Below are 23,254 nucleotides of genomic sequence, written 5' to 3' on the forward strand. Positions count from 1 at the left end.
TGCCCATGTCATTGCAATTTTTTTACCTTTAAGATTTTCTATACCGCCAAATTCATGAATAATATGGAGCATATCAGCCATTGATTGAGTTGGATGGTCTATATCACATTGAAGGTTAACTAATGTAGGTCTTTGTTCTAATATTCCATCTTCATTTCCTTGTTTTACAGCATCTGAAACTTCATGCATATACTTGTTTCCCTTACCTATGAACATATCATCTCTGATACCGATAACATCAGCCATAAATGATATCATGTTTGCTGTTTCACGTACAGTTTCACCGTGGGCTACCTGTGACTTTCCTTCATCTAAGTCTTGAACTTCAAGTCCCAACAAGTTACAAGCACTTGCAAAGCTAAATCTTGTTCTTGTTGAATTATCACGGAATAATGATATAGCTAATCCACTATCAAAAATTTTAGAAGATATATTATTTTCCCTCATCTTACGTAGTATATCTGCTATTGTAAATACAGCTTTAAGTTCATCATCTGTCTTTTCCCATGTTAAAAAAAAGTCATTGCTATACATATCTTTGTAATTTAAATTTTCTAACTTTTCAATTAGTTTTTTAATTTCTTCCATAATTGTCCTCCCAATTCTCAAAATGTTAATTGAATTTAATCCCTTAATTAATTGAATATATCTGTGATTAGAAATTAATTGCTTTTACTGACTGGTTAATCTAATTTTATAATGTGAAAATAATTTTGTCAACATTCAAATTATTTAACCTTTTACCTTTTTCCACATATACCAATAATTATTTTAATACAAAGCAACAAACTCGAAACATTTACTTATTTCTTTATTTTTTATTGTGATAATATTGACAATGTATATATAATATAGTTAAATTAAAATATATCAACTGATTGGTTAGTCAGTTGAGTTTTAGATAATTGATATTAAATATGCCTCAATATGCAAGTCATGAAATCGTATACACCACTAGATTCGTTTTAAAATCTATTAGGTCCATCGTAATTTCGTAATTAATACTTAAACGCCAAAAATTTAAGTATTAAAATAAAATTTCATTAGGGGGTTACATATATGTCAGAAGAAAATAGCAAAAAAAACGTAGATGAAGTAGATCAAATTCTTCCAATTAATCAACTTATTACTTTAGGTCTTCAACACGTACTTGCAATGTATGCAGGTGCAGTAGCAGTACCAATAATTATAGGTGGAGCTGTTGGTTTGACACCAGAACAGTTAGCACTTTTAGTAGCCGCAGATTTGTTCACTTGTGGTATTGCAACTATACTGCAGTCAATGGGAATTGGACCATACATAGGAATAAAGTTACCAGCGATTTTAGGATGTACATTTGCAGCTGTCGGGCCATTAATTATTGTGGGTAAAAGCCTCGGAATGCAAGCAGCATATGGTTCTATTATTGTATCTGCAATAGTGGTTGTATTAATTGCACCACTATATGGAAAGATATTGAGATTTTTCCCTACTGTTGTTACAGGTAGTGTTGTTACTATGATTGGACTTTCATTAATAAATGTTGGCATTACCAGCTTCGGTGGCGGTTCAGGTGCCAAAGATTTTGGAAGTATATCTAATCTTTTATTAGGTACATTTGTAATGATAGTTGTACTATTGTCAAATAAATACTTTAAAGGTTTCTTCCAAGCAATCTCTATTCTTAATGGTATTATCTTAGGAACTATAGTAGCAGCCTTCATGGGAAAAGTAGATTTCTCAGTAGTAGCAAATGCAAAATGGATAAGTTTTGTTCATCCTTTTACCTTTGGTATGCCTAAATTTGATCTTGGTTCAATAATTATGATGACATTCGTTATGTTAACAGTAATGATAGAATCAACTGGTACTTTTCTTGGAATTTCTAAGATTTGTGAAAGAAAGATTACTGAAAAGGATATTGTACACGGAATTAGAGCCGAAGCAATAGCAACAGTTTTAGGAGGAATATTTAACTCATTTCCTTACACAACCTTTAATCAAAATTTAGGACTTCTAGCTTTAAGTAAAGTAAAAAGTCGTTTTGTTGTAATTACTTCTGGTATAATTCTTATTTTGCTTGGATTAATTCCTAAATTTGCAGCTATAGCTACAATTATTCCTGAACCTGTTATAGGTGGAGCTACAACTGTAATGTTTGCAATGGTTGCAGTAGCTGGAATACAAATGCTTTCAAATGTAGATTTTAATAAAAACTCTAATATGCTAGTTGTTGCATGTTCTATAGGAATAGGTCTTGGAATAACTGCTGTCCCTACTTTGCTTGATCATACACCATCAATTTTTAAATCAATTTTTAGCAGCGGCATAGTATCTGCTTCTGTAGTGGCCGTAATCCTTAACGCCTTTTTAAATCATGGTGAAAAAGTTCATAGTGATTTAGATACTCATGGAGATCAATCTAATACAGTTAGTTCCAGCACAGTTTAATTATAAATCAAGAAAGTTGTTGAACTTAGACAAACACGGCCGATACTTAACTTATGCTCCGGGATAGATTATGACTTGTTCTCAAAGTTTATATATTTTTATCAAAATGATAATATATTTAATTAATTATTATAAGCAAAGCTTACTACAATATAGGATTTTATTATCATAATGATAATTTTTATCAGTATGATAATAAAATTCTTAACCATGTACCATTCTACTGCTCATATATTACTCGTCAATATACGAAGTAAATAGAATTTCCCAATATTTATAGTCAATAAAATTCGATTAAAAACTTAGAACCTGTTAGTTTACTAGCTAATTATATGCCATTAAATATTTATTTGAAATTTTTGTTTTTTGGCATATTAATTGCTTATAATATTTATATAAAATATATTAAATATGCTTATAGATACACACATCAGACAATTAACTTATGCGCAAGTATATGTTAATTGTCTGCTATGGACATCTATAATAAAAGGACGGTTAGATATGTTTAATGAACTTGTAATTGTAAGAGGTGGAGGAGACATAGCCTCAGGAACAATTCAGAAACTGCATAGAAGTGGATTTAAGGTTCTAGTACTGGAAGTACCAAACCCTACTTCAATAAGAAGAACTGTTTGCTTTAGTGAAGCTATATATGAAAAACAAATTACAATCGAAGGTATTACATCTGTTTATGCTTGTAATATGAAAGAAATTAAGAAGGCATGGTTAGAAAATAAGATACCAGTGGTTGTAGACCCAAATGGTCTATATATAGATGTTTTTAAGCCTGGGATTTTAGTAGATGCAATTCTAGCGAAAAAAAACTTAGGTACTAATATAAATATGGCTAGTATAACTATAGCTCTAGGACCAGGCTTTGAAGCCGGAAGAGATGTAGATGCAGTGATTGAAACTATGAGAGGACACAATTTAGGCAGAGTTATATTAAAAGGCTATGCTAAGAAAGATACAGGAATTCCCGGCGATATAATGGGATACTCAAAAGAAAGAGTAATATACAGTCCTTGCTCTGGTATTATTAGAAATATTTGTAATATCGGAGATGTAGTTAAAGCTAACGATATAATTGCTTATGTAGATGATATGGAGGTTAAGGCTAGTATCAGTGGACTATTAAGAGGACTTATAAGGGATGGAAGTAGTATTACAAAGAAACTTAAAATAGCGGATATTGATCCAAGAATTACAGAAAAACAAAATTGTTATACAATTTCAGACAAGGCAAGAAATATTGGTGGTGGGGTATTAGAAGCTATATTATATCTGAAAAATAACAGAAACTACGGGGTGTGTGGCTATGGAAGAAAAGATATTAAAAGAAGTATATGAAAGCTTACGTAGGGGAGAAAGAGTTGCTCTAGCTACTATAACTGATTCTTCGGGATCTGCTCCAAGAAAATCAGGATCTACTATGGCTGTATGGAAAGATGGTAGAATATTAGGGTCCGTTGGAGGAGGAATAGTTGAACATAAGGTTATTCTTAAAACTATAGAATGTATTAAAAAACTTGAAAGCGCTAACTTTGAATACGTATTAAGTGAAAAAGGCGGCCTAGATGCACAATGTGGCGGAGAAATTAAAGGTTTTATAAAAGTTTTTAATCCTAGTCCAAAACTTCTTATAGCAGGTGCAGGCCATATAGGTCAACAACTTCATAAGCTTGGAAAAATATTAGGCTTTTATACCGTTATCTTTGATGATAGAGAAGAACTTGTAAATAGCACAGTATTTGATGATGCAGATGAGATTGTTATAGGAAACATAGGAGATACTCTAGCTAAATATGAAGTCACTGAAAATACTTATATAACGATAGTTACAAAAGGCCATAGATCCGATAGTGATGCACTTATGGCCTCAGTATCTAGGAAAGCTGCTTATGTAGGAATGATTGGTAGTACTAAAAAAATACTTTTCATTATGCAGAACTTGATTAATGCTGGAGTACCTAAAGAAGACCTTCAAAAAGTATACTCTCCAATGGGATTAAATATAGCCTCAGAAAAGCCTGAAGAAATAGCGTTAGGTATCTTAAGTGAGATATTGCTCATTAGAAATAAAGGCTCATTAGATCACATGAAGAATTTAAAAAGAATAAATATTTAATATGCTAAAGTATATTATTACTTATAATTTTTTCAGTAAATCAATTTAAAGGAGGAATTAACATCATGGAAAAAACGATAATAAGTACAAAAGCTGCTCCAGGTGCAGTAGGACCTTATTCTCAAGCTGTTAAAGCTGGAAATTTAGTATTTACATCAGGACAACTTCCACTAAACCCAACAACAGGAGAACTAGTTGGAAATGACGTTAAAAAAGCTGCTGAACAATCATTAGAAAACGTAAAGGCTATTCTTGAAGCAGCAGGAACATCGTTAGATAAAGTCATTAAAACAACTGTATTCGTAAAAAATATGAGTGATTTTGCTGCTGTTAACGAAGTTTACGCAAAGTATTTCCAAAAGGATATGCCTGCAAGATCATGTGTACAAGTAGTACTTCCAAAAGACGCTTTAGTTGAAATAGAAGTAGTTGCACTAGCTGAATAAAACCATAAAAAGAGTGGCTTAATGTCCACTCTTTTTTATATTACTCTTCAAATAAACAAATAAATAGCTACCCACTTATAGAGATCCACGGTCGAAAGTAGGTTAGTTTATTCTATATAGATAACCACACCAGACACTTAACTTATACGCAGGGATATATTGACATTCTGGAAGGCACAATTAAATACGTTTGTTATAAGTCTTAGCGAAATATTTTAGAAAGTCTTAGGACTATTGATGTGTCTGAGGTACGAGTTTATCAATGGTTCTTAGACTTTCAAAATACTGAGCTTTAGACTTATAAAAAGTATTTATTGTGCCGGAAGAATGCCAATATATTCTGGAGTATAAGTTAAGTGTCGGCCGTGGATGTCTATAGTGCAGCAGCCACTTCTCTTTCCGTTGTTGGCTCAGAAAGTAGTTTTCCAGCCACGTAGCGTTTTATTATATTTCTGTCATCTCCGCAATATATGAATCTCTGAAGACGTTCCTCAACGCTTCTGAAATCTGTTTCGCCAAGGTCTTCATCACCTATTACAAGAGCATCAAAATCATATCCTTTTTCAAATGATCCTACTTTGCCGAAGAATTCTCCGCCACCTTTTGTTCCCATATAGAAAACTTCTGATGTACTAAGGCATTTTCCAACCTTTCCGCCTTCAAACCACTTCATCTTAGAAGCTTGCACGGCCTGACTCATTACTTTATACATACCTATCTGATGTCCTGCACCTACATCCGATCCAAGTCCTACTTTCACTCCAGCATCAAGAAACTTTCTTACAGGCATTATTCCAGATGATAGGTTGTAGTTAGCATTAGGACAGTGTGCTGAGAAAGCTTTTCTTTTAGCTAGAAGCTCTATCTCGTCTTCTGGACTGTGGACAGTATGAGCCATAATTGTATTTTCATTTAGAAGACCCATGCCATCGTATACTTCACCATAGCTATCAAACTCTGGATGAAGATCTTTTACCCATTCAATTTCTCCCTCATTCTCAGAAAGATGGCTTTGAATCTTAAGATTATACTTTTTTGCAAGGTTAGCTAACCCTTTCATAAGCTTTTCTGAACATGTAGGGACAAATCTTGGAGTTATTATAGGCTTTACTAGTTGATACTTATCCTTAGTCTCTAATATCCACTCTTCTGTAGCTGTCAAAGATTCTTCAGTCGACTCTACATAAAAGTCTGGAGAGTTTCTATCCATATTAACCTTTCCAACATAGGCTCCAATCCCTGCCCTATCAAGGATATCCATTAAAATTTTGGTTCCACTTGTATGGATGGAAGAGAAAAGAACTACACGAGTGGTTCCGTTTCTCCACAATTGTTTTGCAAGATTTGTATAAAGCCTCTTGGAGTATTCACTATCACTGTATTTTGCTTCTTCCGGGAAAGTGTATTTTTCAAGCCATTCCAGCAACTCCTCATCTAATCCAAGACCAATGTTTTGAAATTGAGGAGCATGAAAGTGCATGTCAACGAATCCTGGAATTATTAGTGATTTACCAAAATCTTGTATCTCAATTTCCTTCAAGTTAAATGGAAGTTCTTTATATATTCCATAAACCTTTCCATGAGACTCTACAAGATAGCTGTTTTCATAAATCTCAAATTTTTCAGCAGAACTGGTAAAAATTATATTACCCTTAAGCCCTTTCATACTTATCACCCCTTTTATTCTATCTTAAGCTATTACCAAGTGAATTATAAATAAAATTGAAAGTGCATACATAATAGGATTTAAATCTTTATGCTTACCTGTAACAAGTTTAAGAACAGTATAAGCTATAAATCCAAAAGACATTCCTTCTACAATACTAAAAGTTAAAGGCATCATTATAAGTGTTAAGAATGCTGGCATACCTTCAGTAAAGTCAGTAAAGTTTATGTGAACGATTTCGCTGATCATAAGACATCCTAAGATCATTAATACTGGCGCTGTAGCTGCTCCTGGAACAAGGGCAGTAAGTGGAGTTAAGAATAGAGCACAAAGGAATAAAACTCCAGTTGTTACAGATGTTAAGCCAGTTTTACCACCTTCAGCAACACCAGATGCACTTTCAAGATAAGTTGTAACTGTACATGCACCAAGTAGTCCTCCTATCATTGCCGCAAAGGAACCTGAAAGAAGAGCTCTGTTAATTCCAGGTAAGTTTCCATTTTCATCTAAAAGCCCAGCTTTACCTGAAACAGCAATGATAGTCCCAATATTGTCGAAAAGATCTACAATTGTTATTGTAAAAACTATTGAAACAAGTCCATATTTTACAGCAGCCATAACATTAAGCTTAGCAAATGTATCTGTTGGAAGTGGTGGAATAAAGGAAATAAAATCATGTATGCTTGTTGGCACCTTTGCTACACCCATGAACATTCCAATAATAGTAGTTAGAACTATTCCGATTAAAAAGGCTCCTTTAACGTTTCTTGCCATAAGTATACATATTATTATAAAACCGATTATAGCGAGCAAAGTTGCAGGGTCTTTCAAGTTACCAATTCCTACAATAGTACCTTTAGATGCAATAATTATCCCTGCATTTTTGAAACCAATGAAGGAAATATATAAACCTATACCTACTCCAATTGCTGATTTGAGAACTTTAGGAATACCTTCAATAATTGATTTCGTTATATTAGTTACCGCTAGTATAAAGAATACAACACCAGATATAAATACTGCACCTAAAGCAGTCTGCCAGTTAAGCCCCATACTACCGCACATTACAAAAGCAAACACAGCACCTATACCTAGACCTGGTCCCATCGCCAATGGAAGATTTGCGTAAATTCCCATTAATAAAGTTGCAACTGCTGCTGACAAAATAGTTGCTGCAGTAGCAGCTCCCTTCGGTACACCTGCTGCAACTAGAAATTGACCTGGAATAACAAATATAATATAAGACATTGCAATGAATGTAGTCAGTCCTGCTAGCATCTCAGTTTTAAGATTACTTCCTCTTTCTGATAGACGAAAGTACTTATCCAAAAAACCTTTGTTTTCATTATTTTCCTTCTTTTTCAATTCCATAACCGCCATATTTTTTCCCTCCAAATTTAGTATAAATTAGATTTTGAATTTTTTTAATAAACATAAATATATAACCTCAAAATTTTCATATCTGCTATTTAATTTGGCAACTTTCACAGAATAAAACTCTACTTATAAATTTACAGTTACTTACCACCAATTGGTTACATATCCCTTCAGGTAAGATGTATTTTGAGGTTGTAGGTATAATAACATATTCCCTAGACTAAATTTAACTACCTCCCTTGTCTTTAGTAAATAGTTTCTCCTTTACAAATATATAAAAAACGGGCCACCGAACTAAAAAAGACTACAGAATAACCAAAGCTGAAAATTTCTCATAGCTTGAGGTTATTCTTGTAGTCAGGTAGTTTACGGCAACCCGGTAGAGACTATTAGACCAATTTCCAATATATACAAGATAGCATTTATATATTTTTAATTTTCTTAGATTCCATTTTCTTTCAAAAAGTCTTTTAAAAGATTCATACATACGTTCTTTCTATATTCCTTTGAAACTCTTCCCGCACTTGGGTTTATTGCATCGTCATATGCTTTTAAGTAGTCATTTTTTAAAGCTTTAGCTTCAGCTATAGTCTTTCCTATTAACATGGCATCTATCTCTGGGCGCCTGATTATAATAGGTTCCACTGCTCCAAATGCTGTTGCAATATGCTTAATTATTCCATTCTCTTCATAGAGAAGTGCTGCAAAACCCATTCTAGAGATTGCTAATGCATCTCTAGCACCTATCTTCTTATAGTAGTAGTTGTTAAGGTACTTTTTAGGAATTAAAACTTCAGTTATAAGTTCTCCTTTTTCAAGGTCAAGCTGTTTTCTACCTTTGTAAAAATCTTTAACATAAATGGTTCTCTCAGAATCAGTACTCCTTAGTACCATAAGTGAGTCGGTTGCAAATAATATGAGCACTGAGTCCGCCTTAGCAGATCCATTTCCAATATTTCCACCTATTGTTCCAAAATTTCTTATAGCTGGACCTGCCAAATGTGACATTGCATCTTTTAAAATCTGCGGCGTAATATCAGATTCCTCTATATCAGTAAAAGTAGCTTCTGCACCTATTCTTATATAATCTGAATCTTCTGTAATCATCTTTAGCTCAGATACCTTGTGTAAAAACAGATAAGTTGAATCTCTTTTTTCATCAATCATTAAATCCGTTCCACCGCCGTAAGGTTTTACCTCTTGCTCCTTCATTATTGCTAATGCCTCATCAATTGTTTCTGGCACATATCCATTATTTAACTTTACCATAGTCCTTCACCTTCTTTCGCTGCAATTTCTATTGCCTTAACTATAGCATTATATCCTGTGCAACGACATAGGTTTCCGGATATTCCTCGTCTTATTTCAGCTTCTGTTGGATGTGGATTTTTTCTAAGGATGCACTCTGTCGCAAGTACCATTCCTGGTATACAATATCCACATTGTACGGCTGAGACATCCCCATAAGCCTTATCAATAACCTTAAATCTTTCAGTTTTGCTAAATCCCTCTATAGTTGTAATTTCACTTCCATAAACTCTTCCCATTGCAAACATACATGAATTAGCGAGCCTTCCATCAATTATAACAGAACACGCTCCGCACTCACCCTCTTTACAACCGCATTTTACTCCAGTAAGTTTATAAGTATCTCTCAATACATCTAAAAGTCGATCTGATGCATTTCCTTTATATTGCACATTTTCTCCATTAAGTTTGAATTCAATATATCCCATGAATTTACCTCCTTATTTATTTCAACGAAGTCCTAATTCTTACTTTGATGATATTGCTTTTAAAGTATCTTCCACTGTAAATGGAATGTGATCAACGTTCTTTCCTAAAGCCTGTTCCAAAGCCGCTATATATGCTGGTGCAGTACCTACATTCGGAAGTTCTCCTGCACCCTTTGCTCCATAAGGGCCATCTGGATACTCAGCAACATACATTTGAACCTTGAGATTTGGTACATCCATAGCTGTTGGTATAATGTAGTCACTGAAGCTATTGTTTCTTACACGTCCCTTACCATCGTGATCCATGTATTCCATTGATGAATATCCTATACCTTGAAGCATTCCACCTTCCATCTGTCCGTGGAGTATATTCAAATCAATAGGAGTACCTACATCGAAAGACCCATAACCACCTAGAACTTTGTGCTGACCTGTAAGCATGTCAATCTCTAACTCTATTACTTGTACTGACCATGAATAAGTTGGATACGCATCTCCACGGAAATCATTGATTGAGAATGGAATGAGATACTCTGGGTGCTTATAACGCTCTTCAATTACTTGCTCCTCTCCATCTTTCCATTGCTCTTTTAGTTTAATAGACGCACGTCTTACAAGTTCTCCAACTACCATAAGTGATCTAGAGGCAACTGTTGGACCAGAGTCTGGAACTCTATCAGTATCTGGATTAGCATAAACTATCTGATCATATGGAATTCCAAGCTCCTTGCCAGCTATTTTGGGAAGAGTTGTTCTTAGCCCTTGTCCCATATCAGTATTTGCAGCAAGAATTTCTACTGTTCCATCCTTGTATTTTTTAAGTTTAAGTACTGCCTTTATCAAATCTCTTTCTCCAGAACCTGTAAATCCACAACCATGAAATGACAGTGATGCTCCTATTCCTCTTCTAAATCTTCCTGTCTGAGGCTTTTCATAAAGTTCTCTTTTTCTTTTATAATCAGAAAGCTTATTTGCTTCTTCTATCATCTCATTAAGCGGTACATGGAAATGAAACTTTCCTAAGGTTGCTGTAGGGTCTCCCTGCTTAACCATGTGTTCCTTTTTAAATTCTAATGTATTTTTTCCTTCACCTTTTGCTATATGCTCCATAAAAAGCTCTATACCAAAAAATACTTGAGGTGCTCCAAATCCTCTATAAGCGCCTTTAGGAACTGTGTTTGTTTTGTTTGCTTTACTATGAACTCTAAGATTTTCTATATTATAAACTCCAGTAGCGCATATTGTCCCACGCTGCAATACTACCATTGAAAGTGTTGAATATGCACCTCCATCATATATCAAATCAATATCTATTGCTGTAACCTTTCCATTTTTAACAGCAGCCTTGTATCTTGCAATTAAAGGATGTCTTTTGCTAGTTACAGTAATATCTTCTCTTCTATCGAAGACAACTCTTACTGGTTTTTTAGCCTTCATACTCGCCACAGCAGCCTGAGATGATAATATGGATGGAAAATCTTCTTTGCCTCCAAAGCCTCCTCCTGTAGTCTCCGCTATAATCTGGATCTTATCCTTTCCAAGTCCTGTCACAGCTTGAAGCGCTGAATGAAGATAATATGGACACTGCATTGACCCTCTAATAGTCATCTTATCATCATGGTAATCTGCAATTATACCATTGGTTTCAAGATAAATCTGTTCACCATAACCTGTACTTAAAACTTCTTCGTAAATCCTATCCGCATTTTTAAAAGCTGCATTTACATCGCCTTTTCCATGTTGATATTCATAAAAAGCAACATCTGATTTAGTAACATCCATTATAGCTGGAAGTTCATCATAATCCACTACTATTTGGGATACAATTTCTTCTACCTTCTCTTCTTCTGGCCCTACTATCATTAAGATTGGATCTCCAATGTATTCCACTACATCTATGGCAAATACCGGCATGTCACCTAGTCCAATACCAATCTTATTTTCACCAAGTACATCATCTTTATCAACTACCATGTATTCATCTGGCAACTCAGGTATGGTAATGTTTTTTATTTTAGCATGTGCAACTGTAGATCTTAAAAACTTGCCATGAAGAACTCCATCTGTAGGAATATCTGCCACGTATTTAGCTATACCTGATATTTTTTCTTCATGATCTTTCTTAAGAACTGAATTTCCTATATTCCTCATAATTTCCTCCTTATAATACCTTTATTTCATATATTTTACACAATCTCTTTATAAGACTTCGCTGCGTTAAAAGCAATACTTAATAAATCTTTAACAAGACTACATGACACCGCTATACTATACTTATGAGTTATATTATATGGCAACGTTTACTCAATTTCAAATTCTTCTTGAAAAGTATTTGATTAGTTATCTGAGTAACCAAAAAGGGTTATCGCAGTGCGACAACCCTTTTATATCATAATCAGTTTTTACCTTCAAAATACTTTTTAAATTGCTCATCGGCATAGTTCTTTACCGCGCTAAAGAACTTATTATAGTTATCAATGAACTCTCTGCCTTTATCACTGAGCTGTGCTCTACCTCCTCTTGCACCTCCTTGCCTTCTCAAAACCACTTCATAGCCAAGGTTTTCTTCAAGCTCTTTAATCATTTCCCAAGCTTTGCTCAAAGATAAAGACATCCTTTTGCAGGCACCATTAACGGAATGATTTTCATCTATAAGTTCAAGAAGAAGCCTTAATCTAGAATCAAAAAAAATCTTTTCCTTTCTCATACTTACACTTAAAACCGGCTGGAACAAACTATCATTATGTGCTGTTAAAAGTTCTTCCAACTTATTTTCGTCATGAATTGAGCATACAACTCCTCTATCATCTACATCGACCCGAGTTATATCAGCACCAAAAGAATTAATTGCTCCTCTCAAACCGTCATCACCATCATATAAAAGAATTCTAGAAATATATACGCTACCAATAAGTATAGGATGCCCACCATGCCTATTGTACGAAGGAATAACAATTTCCCCCTCTGTTTCAACCATTTTTTTCACCGTATTATAATTAAACATAGGCACATTTACAGGTGTTAACAACACTCTTTTACACTTTCCTTCAAGGTATTTAAGTCCAATCTTATACGAATCAATAAGCTCAGGATTTTCATAATCATTGTTTATAATAAAAATAGCATCATCTCTAACAAGATTTGACTTTACCTCTGGTTCTTCAAATCCCGTTATTACTACAATAGGCCATATACCAGCTTTCTTATATGTAAGCACTACTCTTTGAATTAAAGAAATTGAACCTACTTTTTTCGTTGGATAGGCCACCTGTTTATTTGCGGCTGCAATAATTGCTCCGACTTCCCTCACAATATCACCTCGTTAAAAGCTTTTCCAAATTTTCTTACATTTCTATTCTTTTATAAAAAACATTATTTAAGTGGAGATAAATGATATCTTGAAATGTAAATACACAATTTTTATTCCTAAGATTATAGATCTTTTGTCAAACCAGTTCTTTCATTAAAAGCTTCAATGAATTTATCAAGCTCTGGTCCCATTTTATGAAGTTTACCCCAATAGTTATCATAATCATACCATTGTGCATTTAATTCCTCTAAATCATATTGTTGTTGTTCAATCCATGTATAATATTTAAGATTATGGATACGTTTTTTGCTTTGATATGTTAATTCCTCCATACTGTCAGTTCTAATACCTAAAACATTTCTATTATGATCTACAGCAGCATCAATAGATCCATAAACTTTTCCTCTTTCAGCAGTCATTTCTTGTAATCTCGATTGATACATTTCTGCTGAATCAGTAAGTACAGTTATTACCATATCATTTTCATTTAACTCATAATATTTTGCAAATTTTATACATGAAAGTATATTTGCTGCCCCAGAGATACCAACCCATGAAAGCTTTTCAATTATATCTTCTTTAACTCCAATAGATCTTAAATATTCTTGCCCAGTTGCTTCATTGAATAGGCGGAATAATCCTAAACTATCATTGTCATCTATTGCAATAACCATATCTGTATTTCTTACATTATGAATCCAAGGAACATGTTTATCCCCAATACCTTCAATTCTATGCTCACCAAAACCATTGTTAAGCAGAGTTGGACATTGTAATGCCTCACCAACGGCAAATTTAGCATTTGGATATTGATCCTTTAAATAGTCTGCACTGCCTAAAGTTCCAGCAGATCCTGATGTTAAACACACGCCAGCAAGTTTCCCATTCTCACCAGCTTCAGCTTTAATAACTGCTTCCATAGCACTACCAGTAACTTCATAATGCCACAAATGATTGCCAAGTTCACCAAACTGGTTAAATATAACAACATTATCTCTTGTCCTTCTTAGTTCCCAGGTTTTATCATAGATTTCTTTTACATTACTTTCAGAACCAGGAGTAGCAATAACTTCCCCAGCTACTTTTTTGAGCCAATCAAAACGTTCTTTACTCATATTTTCTGGCAGAATAGCAATTGAACTACAACCTAATAAGGCTGAATTATAAGCCCCACCACGACAAAAGTTACCTGTTGAAGGCCATACTGCTTGATGATAAGTAGGATCAAATTGTCCAGTTACTAAACGTGGTACTAAACAAGCAAAGCTCGCTCCAACTTTATGTGCCCCTGTTGGAAAGAATTTTCCTGCCATAGCAAAAATTCTAGCCTTAACGCCTGAAATTTCGGAAGGAATTTCAATATAGTTTGGTAAGTCGTTGTATAACCCTCCCTGTGCTACAGGCTGATTATACCAAGAAATCCTAAATAAATTAATGGGATCTATATCCCAGAGCCCCGTTCCTTTTAATTTAAACTTAACTTTTTCAGGTACCTTACTAGAATCTTTCATTTGAGCTAAAGTTGGAATAATAACATTTTTTTCTCTAGCACTATCTACTGTTTTTTTCAACTGTTCCTCATGGATTGTTAAATCAATTAAATTTTGCATTTTTTTGCCCCCTTTTTACACAAAATTACAATTATACTGACTAGTCAGTTAATAGTTGTATACTTTAGTATATAACAGTTTTTGTTATATGTCAAAATCAACCCTAAGTATCTTAAATAGAACAATTATTGGAATTTTAAATAAGAGCACCTAATCTAAATTAGATGCCCTTTTGTATCCGCTAAGTTAATTACTTCAATAATTGACTATTGCATTCTCTTAAAACTATCTTATCGTCCTCTAGATCAATATTAATATTAGATCCTACTTTAAATTTCTTTTGAAGATATTGCTCTGCAACTTCATCTTCAATATATTTTTGTATTGATCTTCTTAAAGGTCTTGCTCCGTATTTTTCGTCATATCCAATCTTTAATATAAATTTCTTAACTTCGTCACTTACTTCTAGTGTTATTCCCTTTTCTTTCACCTCATCTTTAACTTCTTTTACCATTAAGTCAATAATCTTGTACAACTCCTCTTTAGTTAGAGGTGTAAACACTATTGTTTCATCTATTCTATTTAAAAACTCTGGCCTAAAAATTTCTTTTAACGCTTCCTTTACCTGTTCCTCTAATACATTGTATCCTTCCTTTGCAAAACCAATGCCATTTGATCTGAAATTTGTTCCTGCATTAGAAGTCATAATTACTACAGTATTATCAAAGTGAACAGTTCTTCCTTGACTATCTGTTAACCTTCCATCTTCAAGAATTTGTAACAGCATATTAAATACATCTGGATGAGCTTTTTCAATTTCATCTAAAAGAATAACTGAATAAGGTTTTCTTCTGACTTTCTCTGTTAACTGACCCCCTTGATCATATCCCACATATCCTGGAGGAGCGCCAATTAACTTTGATGCTGTGTGCTTCTCCATATACTCAGACATATCAAGGCGAATTAATGCCTCTTCACTGCCGAAAAGTTCGCAGGAAAGTGCCTTTGCAAGTTCGGTTTTACCTACACCAGTAGGACCAACAAAAATAAACGAAGATGGCTTTCTCTTTTTTCTAAAGCCTAGTCTATTTCTTCTTATTGAACGTGCTAAGCTTACAATAGCTTGGTGCTGTCCTATAACTCTCTTATGAAGTCTTTCCTCTAGATTAAGAAGCTTTTCTGCCTCTTCTTCTGTAATACTCTGTACGGGAATTTTAGTCCAGGCTTCTATTACATATGCAATATCTTCAACTGTTAAACTAACATTAGAACATTCTCTTTCTATTTTATTTATTTTTTCTTCAATTTTACATTCCTCAGTTTTAAATTCAGCAGCCTTCTCATAATCATTACTATCTGCTGCTTCTCTAATCTTATCTTGTAATTCACTTAGTTCTTCCTTTAAAGCACTAAGCTCTACAAGTCCTTGATTCTTTAGATTTGCTCTAGAACTTGCTTCATCAATTACATCTATAGCCTTATCAGGAAGATATCTATCATTTATATATCTTTCAGATAGATTTGCCGCTGCCTCAATTACCTCGTCTGATATGTTAACTTTGTGATATTCTTCATAATAGTTTCTAATACCCTTCAAGATCTCTATTGTATCTTCTACTGTGGGTTCTTCAACTAATATAGGTTGAAACCTTCTCTCTAACGCAGAATCTTTTTCTATATGCTTTCTGTACTCTTCTAGAGTTGTTGCACCAATTACTTGAACTTCACCTCTAGCTAATGCGGGCTTTAGTATATTAGCTGCATTCATTGCTCCACCTTGTGCTTCTCCTGCACCAATTATATTATGAATTTCATCTATAACTAATATAATATTTCCATCTTCTTTAGCTTCTTCAATGATTGATTTCATACGCCCTTCAAACTGTCCTCTAAACTGAGTTCCAGCTACCACTGCCGTTAAATCTAACAAGTAAACTTCAGCATTAAATAGCTTTGATGGTATTTGTCTTTCTGCAATTCTAACTGCTAAGCCTTCAGCAATAGCTGTTTTTCCAACTCCCGGTTCTCCAATTAATATAGGATTATTTTTAGTTCTTCTATTTAATATCTGTATAACTCTATCTATCTCTCTGTGTCTTCCAATAACCTTGTCAACTTCTCCACTCTTTGCCTTTTCTGTTAAATTTATTCCATAGGCATTGAGATTTTTTCTTTTCTTTTTAAACAAACCATTTTTTGTCTTAACATTTGAATTTTTATTTTTGTCTGTAGCTTTCTCTTTATCATCTACTGTTTCTTCTTTATTATTTATAGTTCCTTGTGTATCTGTATTATTAAAAATACTTATAAAGGGATTATTTTCCATATCTTCTACATTTACATCTTGAAGCATACTATTCATTTGTTCTGAAAGGTTTTCAATATCATCTTTAGATATTCCAGCCTGCTTCATCAACTGATCAACAATTGGAATTCCCATTTTCTTGGCACATTCTAAGCATATACCTATCATTTCAGATTTATTATTATCTACTTTTGCAGTATATATAGTGGCTATATTTTTATGACAAATAGAACACATTTGCATGTTATCATCTCCATATTTTCATAGTAAAATTTAATTACAGTATATCATATCTTTCTTTATAATATAATGCTAGTTTTTCAATTGTGATTCTGTTTTATAACTTTATATATTATCCATAAAGTTGCAAATTCAATCAATGTATTTTCAAAAAACTTATTAATATTATATAAAAAAGTTTTTAATACTACAATTCCCTTTTTTAAAAGTTTTAAAATATTTAACTTTTAGTTAATAAATAAGTCTAAAAAACCCTATAAGGTAAACCTTATAGGGTTGAAACGTCCGATATTATTATCTTCTGAATCCTCTGTTGTTGTTTTGTTGTTTTCTTGCTTTTCTGCATTCTGGGCATCTTTGTGGTTCATTTTCGAATCCTTTTTCTTTATAGAAAGCTTGCTCGCCTTCTGTAAATACGAATTCCTTTCCACAATCTTTGCATACTAATGTCTTATCTGCCATTTCAATATTCCTCCTTTTTAGTATTAGGATTTAAAAATTGATAACAATAAATTCCTAAAAAGAGGAATGCTGTTCACCATATTAAATACCTAACCTGTGTCTAGACATACTTTATTCTCTAGCACTTCTTAATAATATCATATTATTAATTAATACGCAATAGATAAGTGTAAATATTTCTTGATAATTTATCCATTAACCTATATTTAATTTTTATTTTCTACTTCACTGCTTTTTGTACTCTGACACTTTTTCCTTTTATAGTAGTTTGTTGAAGTTCATTAATTACTAGATTGCCTTTTCCATCAAGTATGTCAACATAAGAAAAGTTGTCTTGTATATCTATAACACCAATATTTTCAGCATTAACTCCTTTTATATTAGTTATTGCACCAACAATATCTCCCGCTCTTATTTTTTTCTTTTTTCCAGCATTTATGTGTATTTTCATAATTTCTTTATCTAAATCCACACTTTTTATATTTTTAAATACATGTTTAACTTTAATGATTTCTTCAAAAATTTCCCTTCCTTTTTCAATCTCTTCTTCAGAGGGTAATTTTCCTTCTTCTATATTCAAACCTATGTATTCTTCAATTTCACGTAAAAATCTATATTCCTTTGAAGATACCAAAGTTATTGCTATTCCTTCTTTTCCTGCACGTCCTGTTCTTCCGATTCTATGAACATAACTTTCTTTTTCCATAGGTATGTCATAATTTATAACATGAGTTACATTTTCCACATCAATTCCTCTAGCAGCAACATCTGTAGCTACCAAAAATCTAAATTCTCCTCTTTTGAAGCTTTCCATCATATCTATTCTATCCTTCTGAAGCATTCCACCATGAAGTTTGCTACAGGAGTAACCCCTGCTTTTCAGCCTTTGAGTTAGACTTTCAACAGTATCTTTTAGATTACAGAATATAATACAACTATCTGGTCTCTCTGTATATATTATATTCTTTAAAAAACTAAACTTTTTATTGCTTTCAACTTCATAATATATTTGTTTTATCTTTTCAACAGTAAGATTATTAGAATTTATTTCTATATTCTCAGGGTTAGACATATATTTATAACACAATTTTTCTATTTCTTCTGGTATTGTTGCAGAAAATAACATAGTAACTCTATCCTTAGGTAAATAATTTATTATACCTTCTACCTGTTCAATAAATCCCATATTAAGCATCTCATCTGCTTCATCAATTATTAAATATTTTATATCACCTATATCTACAGTTCCTCTTTTAAGATGATCCAGGGTTCTTCCTGGTGTTCCAACAACTACATGAACTCTTTGCTTTAATTCTCTTACTTGATCACTAAAAGGCTGTTTACCAAAAATAGCAGCACTTCTTACTCTCTTAAATCTTCCTATATTCTTTATATCCTCTTTCACTTGAATGGCCAGTTCTCTAGTAGGTGTAAGCACCAATGCCTGTAATTTACTTTCTTCTATTTCTACCTTTTCACAAATAGGAATAGCAAAAGCTCCGGTTTTGCCACTTCCGGTCTGAGATTTAACAATTATATCTTTACCTTGAAGGGCTAAAGGTATAACTTGTTTCTGCACCTCTGATGGCTTATTATATTTTAATTTTTCTAGAGCCTTTAATATTTCCTCACCTATGTCAAAGTTTTTAAAATTTGCATCTGTCATATTTTTACCTCACACATATATAGTTCTAAAATTACACTTGTTATTATAATTTGCAAAACTAAGTTTAACATACAAAACTAAAATAGTCTCTAGCTATTACCATAATTAATATAAAAAATTTGTTAGCTTTTATACTATGTTCTTGAAAAAAATCTTTCAAAATAATATACTTTCTATATGTCTTATCCAATATTTTTTATATTTGAAGAAAGGTTTGTGAATTAAATGAACTTAATATGTTTAGAAAATATATATAAAAGCTACGGTGAAAAAGTACTTTTAGATAATATATCTATTTCAATAAATGAAGGAGAAAAAATAGGTATTATTGGTATTAATGGTACCGGTAAATCTACCTTACTAAAAATTATAGCTGGAATAGAAAATTATGAAAATGGTAATATAATGACTTCTAATGGACTTAGAGTTAGCTATCTATCTCAACAAAGCTTTTTTGATGAAGAAGCTACTGTCCTTGAACAGATTTTTAAAGATGATACACCTGTAATGAGACTTTTAAGAGACTATGAGAGTACAGTTAACAAATTAGAGTTAGATGAAAAAAATGAAGGTCTTCAGAAGAAGCTTTTAACGTTAACATCAAAAATGGATGCTATGAACGCTTGGCAATTAGAAAGTGACGCCAAAACAATTCTTACCAAACTTGGCATCTACAATTTCGATGCTAAAGTATCAACTTTATCTGGAGGGCAAAAGAAAAGAATCTCCTTAGCCGCTGCTTTAATAATGCCTTCAGACTTGTTAATACTAGATGAACCTACCAATCATATTGATAACGATACAGTTGCGTGGCTAGAGAAATATCTAAACAATCGAAAAGCTTCTCTTCTTATGATAACTCATGATAGGTATTTTTTAGACAGAGTAACCAATAAGATCTGGGAACTTCATGCTGGCAATATATACAGTTACGATGGCAACTATAGTATTTTTTTAGAGAAAAAGATAGAAAGAGAAGAACTTGAAAAATCTATAGAAGCCAAACGCCAAAACACTTTTAGAAGAGAATTAGAATGGATTAGAAGAGGTGCAAAAGCTAGGTCAACTAAGCAGAAGGCCAGAATTCAAAGGTTTGAAGAAATCAAAAATAGTAAAATTGATACAGTAGACGATAAGATTGAAATTTCTGCTGCTAGTTCAAGGCTTGGAAAAAAAGTTATTGAAATTAATAACATTAATAAAGGCTATGATAATAGATTTTTAATAAAAGACTTTAGCTATATTTTTTCAAAAAATGATAGAGTAGGGATAATAGGTCCTAATGGTATGGGAAAGTCAACCCTTCTTAATATATGTACTGGCAAAGCACGTCCAGACAGTGGAGAAGTTATAATTGGGGAAACGGTTAAAATAGGATACTTCTCCCAGGAAGGCAGAGAAATGGATGAAAGCTTACGTGTTATCGAATATGTTCGTGAAGGTGGAGAATTCATAAAGGACTCTGAGGGTGAACTCATAAGTGCTTCAAAAATGCTTGAAAACTTCTTATTCGATTCTAATATGCAGTGGACTCCAATTTCCAAGCTTTCTGGCGGAGAAAGAAGAAGACTTCAACTTCTCCGAATGCTTATGGAAGCACCTAATGTACTTGTATTAGATGAGCCAACTAATGATTTAGACATTCAGACCTTAACTATATTGGAAAATTATTTAGACAGTTTTGAAGGTACTGTGATTGCAGTATCCCATGATAGATATTTTTTAGATAGGACATCTGAAAAGCTTTTAGTGTTTGAAGGTAATGGTACTATAAGCCATTATGTATGTAATTATTCTGAGTACATTGAGAAATATAGCTCTGAAGTAAATGTTACAAAAGAAAATATCAATAAAAAAGAAACTAAGGATTCTTATAAAGAAGAAAAGAAAAAAAATAAGCCTCTTAAATTTACTTTTAAAGAACAAAAGGAATTTGAAGAAATAGATAATACCATAGCTGATTTAGAAGACAATATTTCTAAGCTTGATGAATTGATAAATTCCTCTGGAAGTGATTATGAGTCTCTCCAAAAGCTGATAAAGGAAAAAGAAGAGTTAACTAGCAAATTAGATTATTCCATGGAAAGATGGACTTATCTAAATGAACTAGCTGAAAAAATTGAAGCTGAAAAGGGTGTATGATATAAGACATTTATAGGGAAACATGATCAAAAATAAGCTTGCTCTATGATATATACTGGAGTTTAATTCTACTTTCAGCCATATAATCATGTAGACACCCACACCAGAAAGCAAATTTATACGCAGGGAGATGTTATCAAAGCTGAAGACACATATAAAAACTTTTTTATCATTCTTAGCGAAGTATTTCGGAAAATCTTAGGAGGTTTTATATGTTTGAGGTACGAGTTTATAAAAACTTCTTAGATTTTCAAAATACTGAGCTTTAGAATGATTAAAAGTTTTTATCGTGTCGAAGCTTGGTAACATCTCCCGGAGGATAAGTTTGCTTTAGGCCGTGGGTGTCTAAACTATTTATCAAATAAACCGCCAGTTTTACCACTTTTAATAGCTTTTCTAGTTCCACCAATGTTCTTATCTGGTCTTAAATTAGAACCTTTGCTAGAACCTTTTTTCTTTTTCTCTTCAATTAATTTTTTCATCATTTCAATGTTTTTATCTGACATTTCCATTCTCCTTAAATGCTTTTTTCAACTTCTTTTTCGTAAATACACTTTACTATATTTAATTATATTTGTCTATGACTTTGTAGAAAAACAAGGCAATTTCAATGGTGCTTCTCTTTATTCTCTAATATACATATCTCTTCAAATTCACTATATATTTTTTACTAATTTCTTCAAAGCCTTCCTCTTCTATATTCCTTAAACATTCTTCTCTTTTATCTCTCATTCTCAAATGTCCATTTTTAATTCTTGGGTTTCCTTTCAAAGCATCTTCTAGAGTTTTTTCAAATATCTCAATCTTATTATTTTTTACAAGTTCTTTTATTATATTTTCACCTTTTTCATTATTTGTAAGTATTAGAGATATTCCTCTTTCGTCCATTAATTCTTCATCTATCTGCCAAAAATCAGCAATTGTAATATCACCACTTCTTGGAATCGATGCAAACTTACAGTCGTAACAGCTTGAATTTAGATATAAGTCACATATAAATCCATGAAAGAATGGATCTTCTCTCGTTATTTTTAAATACTGACTTCCATCTTCAAAACTAATCTTTGTACAATATTTAGACCACCCTTTACTCTTGTCTCTAAAATTAACACTATTAACCTTCTTATTTCTACTTTTACTTTCAAGATAACTTTCAAAAACCTTCATAGATGGGACTCCATGACAAATTAGGTCAACAGTAATTAGACTTTCACTCTGTGTAAAAGTTTTTAATGCTGCCACCTGACAAGGCACTCCAACAAATAAAACCTTCTTGTTCCTATCTAGTTCTTCAAGTACATTCTTATATACATTGCCAATATTACTTTGAACATACTTTGAACTTCTCAATTCTTTTAAATCTTGCTTATTACAAACCTTGCTGTGATTAACCTTTATATTTTTATTCCACTTAGCGCCAAAAACTACTCCATATTGTTCTAAAACATAGTTAGCTAATTCAGAAAAAATTCCACCAGAAGAGCTTTCCATTCTAATATCTTCATCTAATGTATATCCAGCGTAAGCTTTTATCTTATCCTCATCATAATTATCAGACTTAAACCTTATTACAGGACAATTATTATTACATTTACCACACGAAACACACTTTCCATCATTTATCAATGGATAATAGAAACCTTCTTTTGATATTTCCATTGAAATAGCTTCCACATTACAAGAATTAAAGCAGCCAAAACAGCCTGTACATTTTTCCTGTCCTATTTCATCTATAGCGCTATTTTTCATATTCATCATCCTTTATATTATAATTTTAAAATTAGGGTTCGTAC

17 protein-coding genes, 1 pseudogene and 1 riboswitch are annotated in these 23,254 nt (G+C 32.7%); of the genes and pseudogenes, 5 read left to right on the top strand and 13 right to left on the bottom strand.

Going from position 1 to position 23,254, the window contains the following annotated elements; genetic code table 11:
* Positions 1-588, bottom strand: a pseudogene (locus I6U48_RS14560) (knotted carbamoyltransferase YgeW); the annotation flags it as partial.
* A 471-nt stretch (positions 589-1,059) separates the two neighbouring features.
* On the opposite strand from I6U48_RS14560, the gene I6U48_RS14565 reads away from it, so the two are divergent.
* The 4 genes from I6U48_RS14565 (at position 1,060) to I6U48_RS14580 (ending at position 5,007) form a co-directional block, all read left to right on the top strand.
* The gene (locus tag I6U48_RS14565) at positions 1,060-2,430 is read left to right on the top strand and encodes a nucleobase:cation symporter-2 family protein (protein WP_218321197.1); all 1,371 of its coding nucleotides are present in this window, start codon (positions 1,060-1,062) and stop codon (positions 2,428-2,430) included.
* A 504-nt stretch (positions 2,431-2,934) separates the two neighbouring features.
* Entirely contained in the window at positions 2,935-3,783 is an 849-nt protein-coding gene (gene yqeB, locus I6U48_RS14570; protein ID WP_218321198.1) for a selenium-dependent molybdenum cofactor biosynthesis protein YqeB, read from the top strand.
* Entirely contained in the window at positions 3,752-4,561 is an 810-nt protein-coding gene (locus I6U48_RS14575) for an XdhC family protein (RefSeq protein ID WP_218321199.1), read from the top strand. Before yqeB ends, I6U48_RS14575 begins: the two co-directional genes overlap by 32 nt.
* Before the next feature lie 65 nt (positions 4,562-4,626).
* A complete protein-coding gene (locus I6U48_RS14580; protein ID WP_218321200.1) occupies positions 4,627-5,007 on the top strand; it encodes a RidA family protein in 381 nt (126 codons plus the stop codon).
* 373 nt (positions 5,008-5,380) lie between these two features.
* Here the strand turns inward: I6U48_RS14580 and guaD are convergent, their stop codons facing one another.
* From guaD to I6U48_RS14630, 10 genes are all read right to left on the bottom strand, one after another.
* A complete protein-coding gene (gene guaD, locus I6U48_RS14585) occupies positions 5,381-6,673 on the bottom strand; it encodes a guanine deaminase (RefSeq protein ID WP_218321201.1) in 1,293 nt (430 codons plus the stop codon).
* 24 nt (positions 6,674-6,697) lie between these two features.
* Positions 6,698-8,044, bottom strand: coding sequence for an NCS2 family permease (locus I6U48_RS14590; RefSeq protein WP_218321220.1), 1,347 nt, complete (start codon positions 8,042-8,044; stop codon positions 6,698-6,700).
* Positions 8,045-8,384: 340 nt separating this feature from the next.
* Positions 8,385-8,484: riboswitch (purine riboswitch) on the bottom strand.
* A 7-nt stretch (positions 8,485-8,491) separates the two neighbouring features.
* On the bottom strand, positions 8,492-9,319 hold the full coding sequence (locus tag I6U48_RS14595) for an FAD binding domain-containing protein (protein WP_218321202.1): 828 nt from the start codon (positions 9,317-9,319) through the stop codon (positions 8,492-8,494).
* Complete coding sequence (locus tag I6U48_RS14600) at positions 9,313-9,786, bottom strand: (2Fe-2S)-binding protein (RefSeq protein WP_218321203.1); 474 nt, start codon at positions 9,784-9,786, stop codon at positions 9,313-9,315. Before I6U48_RS14600 ends, I6U48_RS14595 begins: the two co-directional genes overlap by 7 nt.
* A gap of 39 nt (positions 9,787-9,825) precedes the next feature.
* Positions 9,826-11,937 (bottom strand): xanthine dehydrogenase family protein molybdopterin-binding subunit, encoded by a 2,112-nt coding sequence (locus I6U48_RS14605; RefSeq protein ID WP_218321204.1) that lies wholly within the window; start codon positions 11,935-11,937, stop codon positions 9,826-9,828.
* 244 nt (positions 11,938-12,181) lie between these two features.
* Positions 12,182-13,096, bottom strand: a complete 915-nt coding sequence (locus I6U48_RS30340) for an NTP transferase domain-containing protein (protein WP_218321205.1) — start codon at positions 13,094-13,096, stop codon at positions 12,182-12,184.
* A 122-nt stretch (positions 13,097-13,218) separates the two neighbouring features.
* The gene (locus I6U48_RS14615; RefSeq protein ID WP_218321206.1) at positions 13,219-14,706 is read right to left on the bottom strand and encodes a pyridoxal-phosphate dependent enzyme; all 1,488 of its coding nucleotides are present in this window, start codon (positions 14,704-14,706) and stop codon (positions 13,219-13,221) included.
* Between the two features lie 190 nt (positions 14,707-14,896).
* Positions 14,897-17,194: an ATP-dependent Clp protease ATP-binding subunit gene (locus I6U48_RS14620; RefSeq protein WP_218321207.1), complete on the bottom strand. Its 2,298-nt coding sequence runs from the start codon at positions 17,192-17,194 to the stop codon at positions 14,897-14,899.
* Positions 17,195-17,485: 291 nt separating this feature from the next.
* Positions 17,486-17,653, bottom strand: a complete 168-nt coding sequence (locus I6U48_RS14625; protein ID WP_218321208.1) for a zinc-ribbon domain-containing protein — start codon at positions 17,651-17,653, stop codon at positions 17,486-17,488.
* Positions 17,654-17,873: 220 nt separating this feature from the next.
* The gene (locus I6U48_RS14630; RefSeq protein ID WP_218321209.1) at positions 17,874-19,319 is read right to left on the bottom strand and encodes a DEAD/DEAH box helicase; all 1,446 of its coding nucleotides are present in this window, start codon (positions 19,317-19,319) and stop codon (positions 17,874-17,876) included.
* A 225-nt stretch (positions 19,320-19,544) separates the two neighbouring features.
* On the opposite strand from I6U48_RS14630, the gene I6U48_RS14635 reads away from it, so the two are divergent.
* Positions 19,545-21,461 (top strand): ABC-F family ATP-binding cassette domain-containing protein, encoded by a 1,917-nt coding sequence (locus I6U48_RS14635; RefSeq protein ID WP_218321210.1) that lies wholly within the window; start codon positions 19,545-19,547, stop codon positions 21,459-21,461.
* Positions 21,462-21,811: 350 nt separating this feature from the next.
* Here I6U48_RS14635 and I6U48_RS14640 read toward each other — a convergent pair whose 3' ends face one another.
* Both I6U48_RS14640 and I6U48_RS14645 read right to left on the bottom strand, forming a co-directional pair.
* Positions 21,812-21,967: a hypothetical protein gene (locus I6U48_RS14640; RefSeq protein WP_218321211.1), complete on the bottom strand. Its 156-nt coding sequence runs from the start codon at positions 21,965-21,967 to the stop codon at positions 21,812-21,814.
* Between the two features lie 124 nt (positions 21,968-22,091).
* Entirely contained in the window at positions 22,092-23,210 is a 1,119-nt protein-coding gene (locus I6U48_RS14645; protein WP_218321212.1) for a Coenzyme F420 hydrogenase/dehydrogenase, beta subunit C-terminal domain, read from the bottom strand.
* Between the last annotated feature and the right edge of the window lie 44 nt (positions 23,211-23,254).

This window comes from Clostridium thailandense, assembly GCF_019207025.1.
GTDB lineage: Bacteria > Bacillota > Clostridia > Clostridiales > Clostridiaceae > Clostridium_AM > Clostridium_AM thailandense.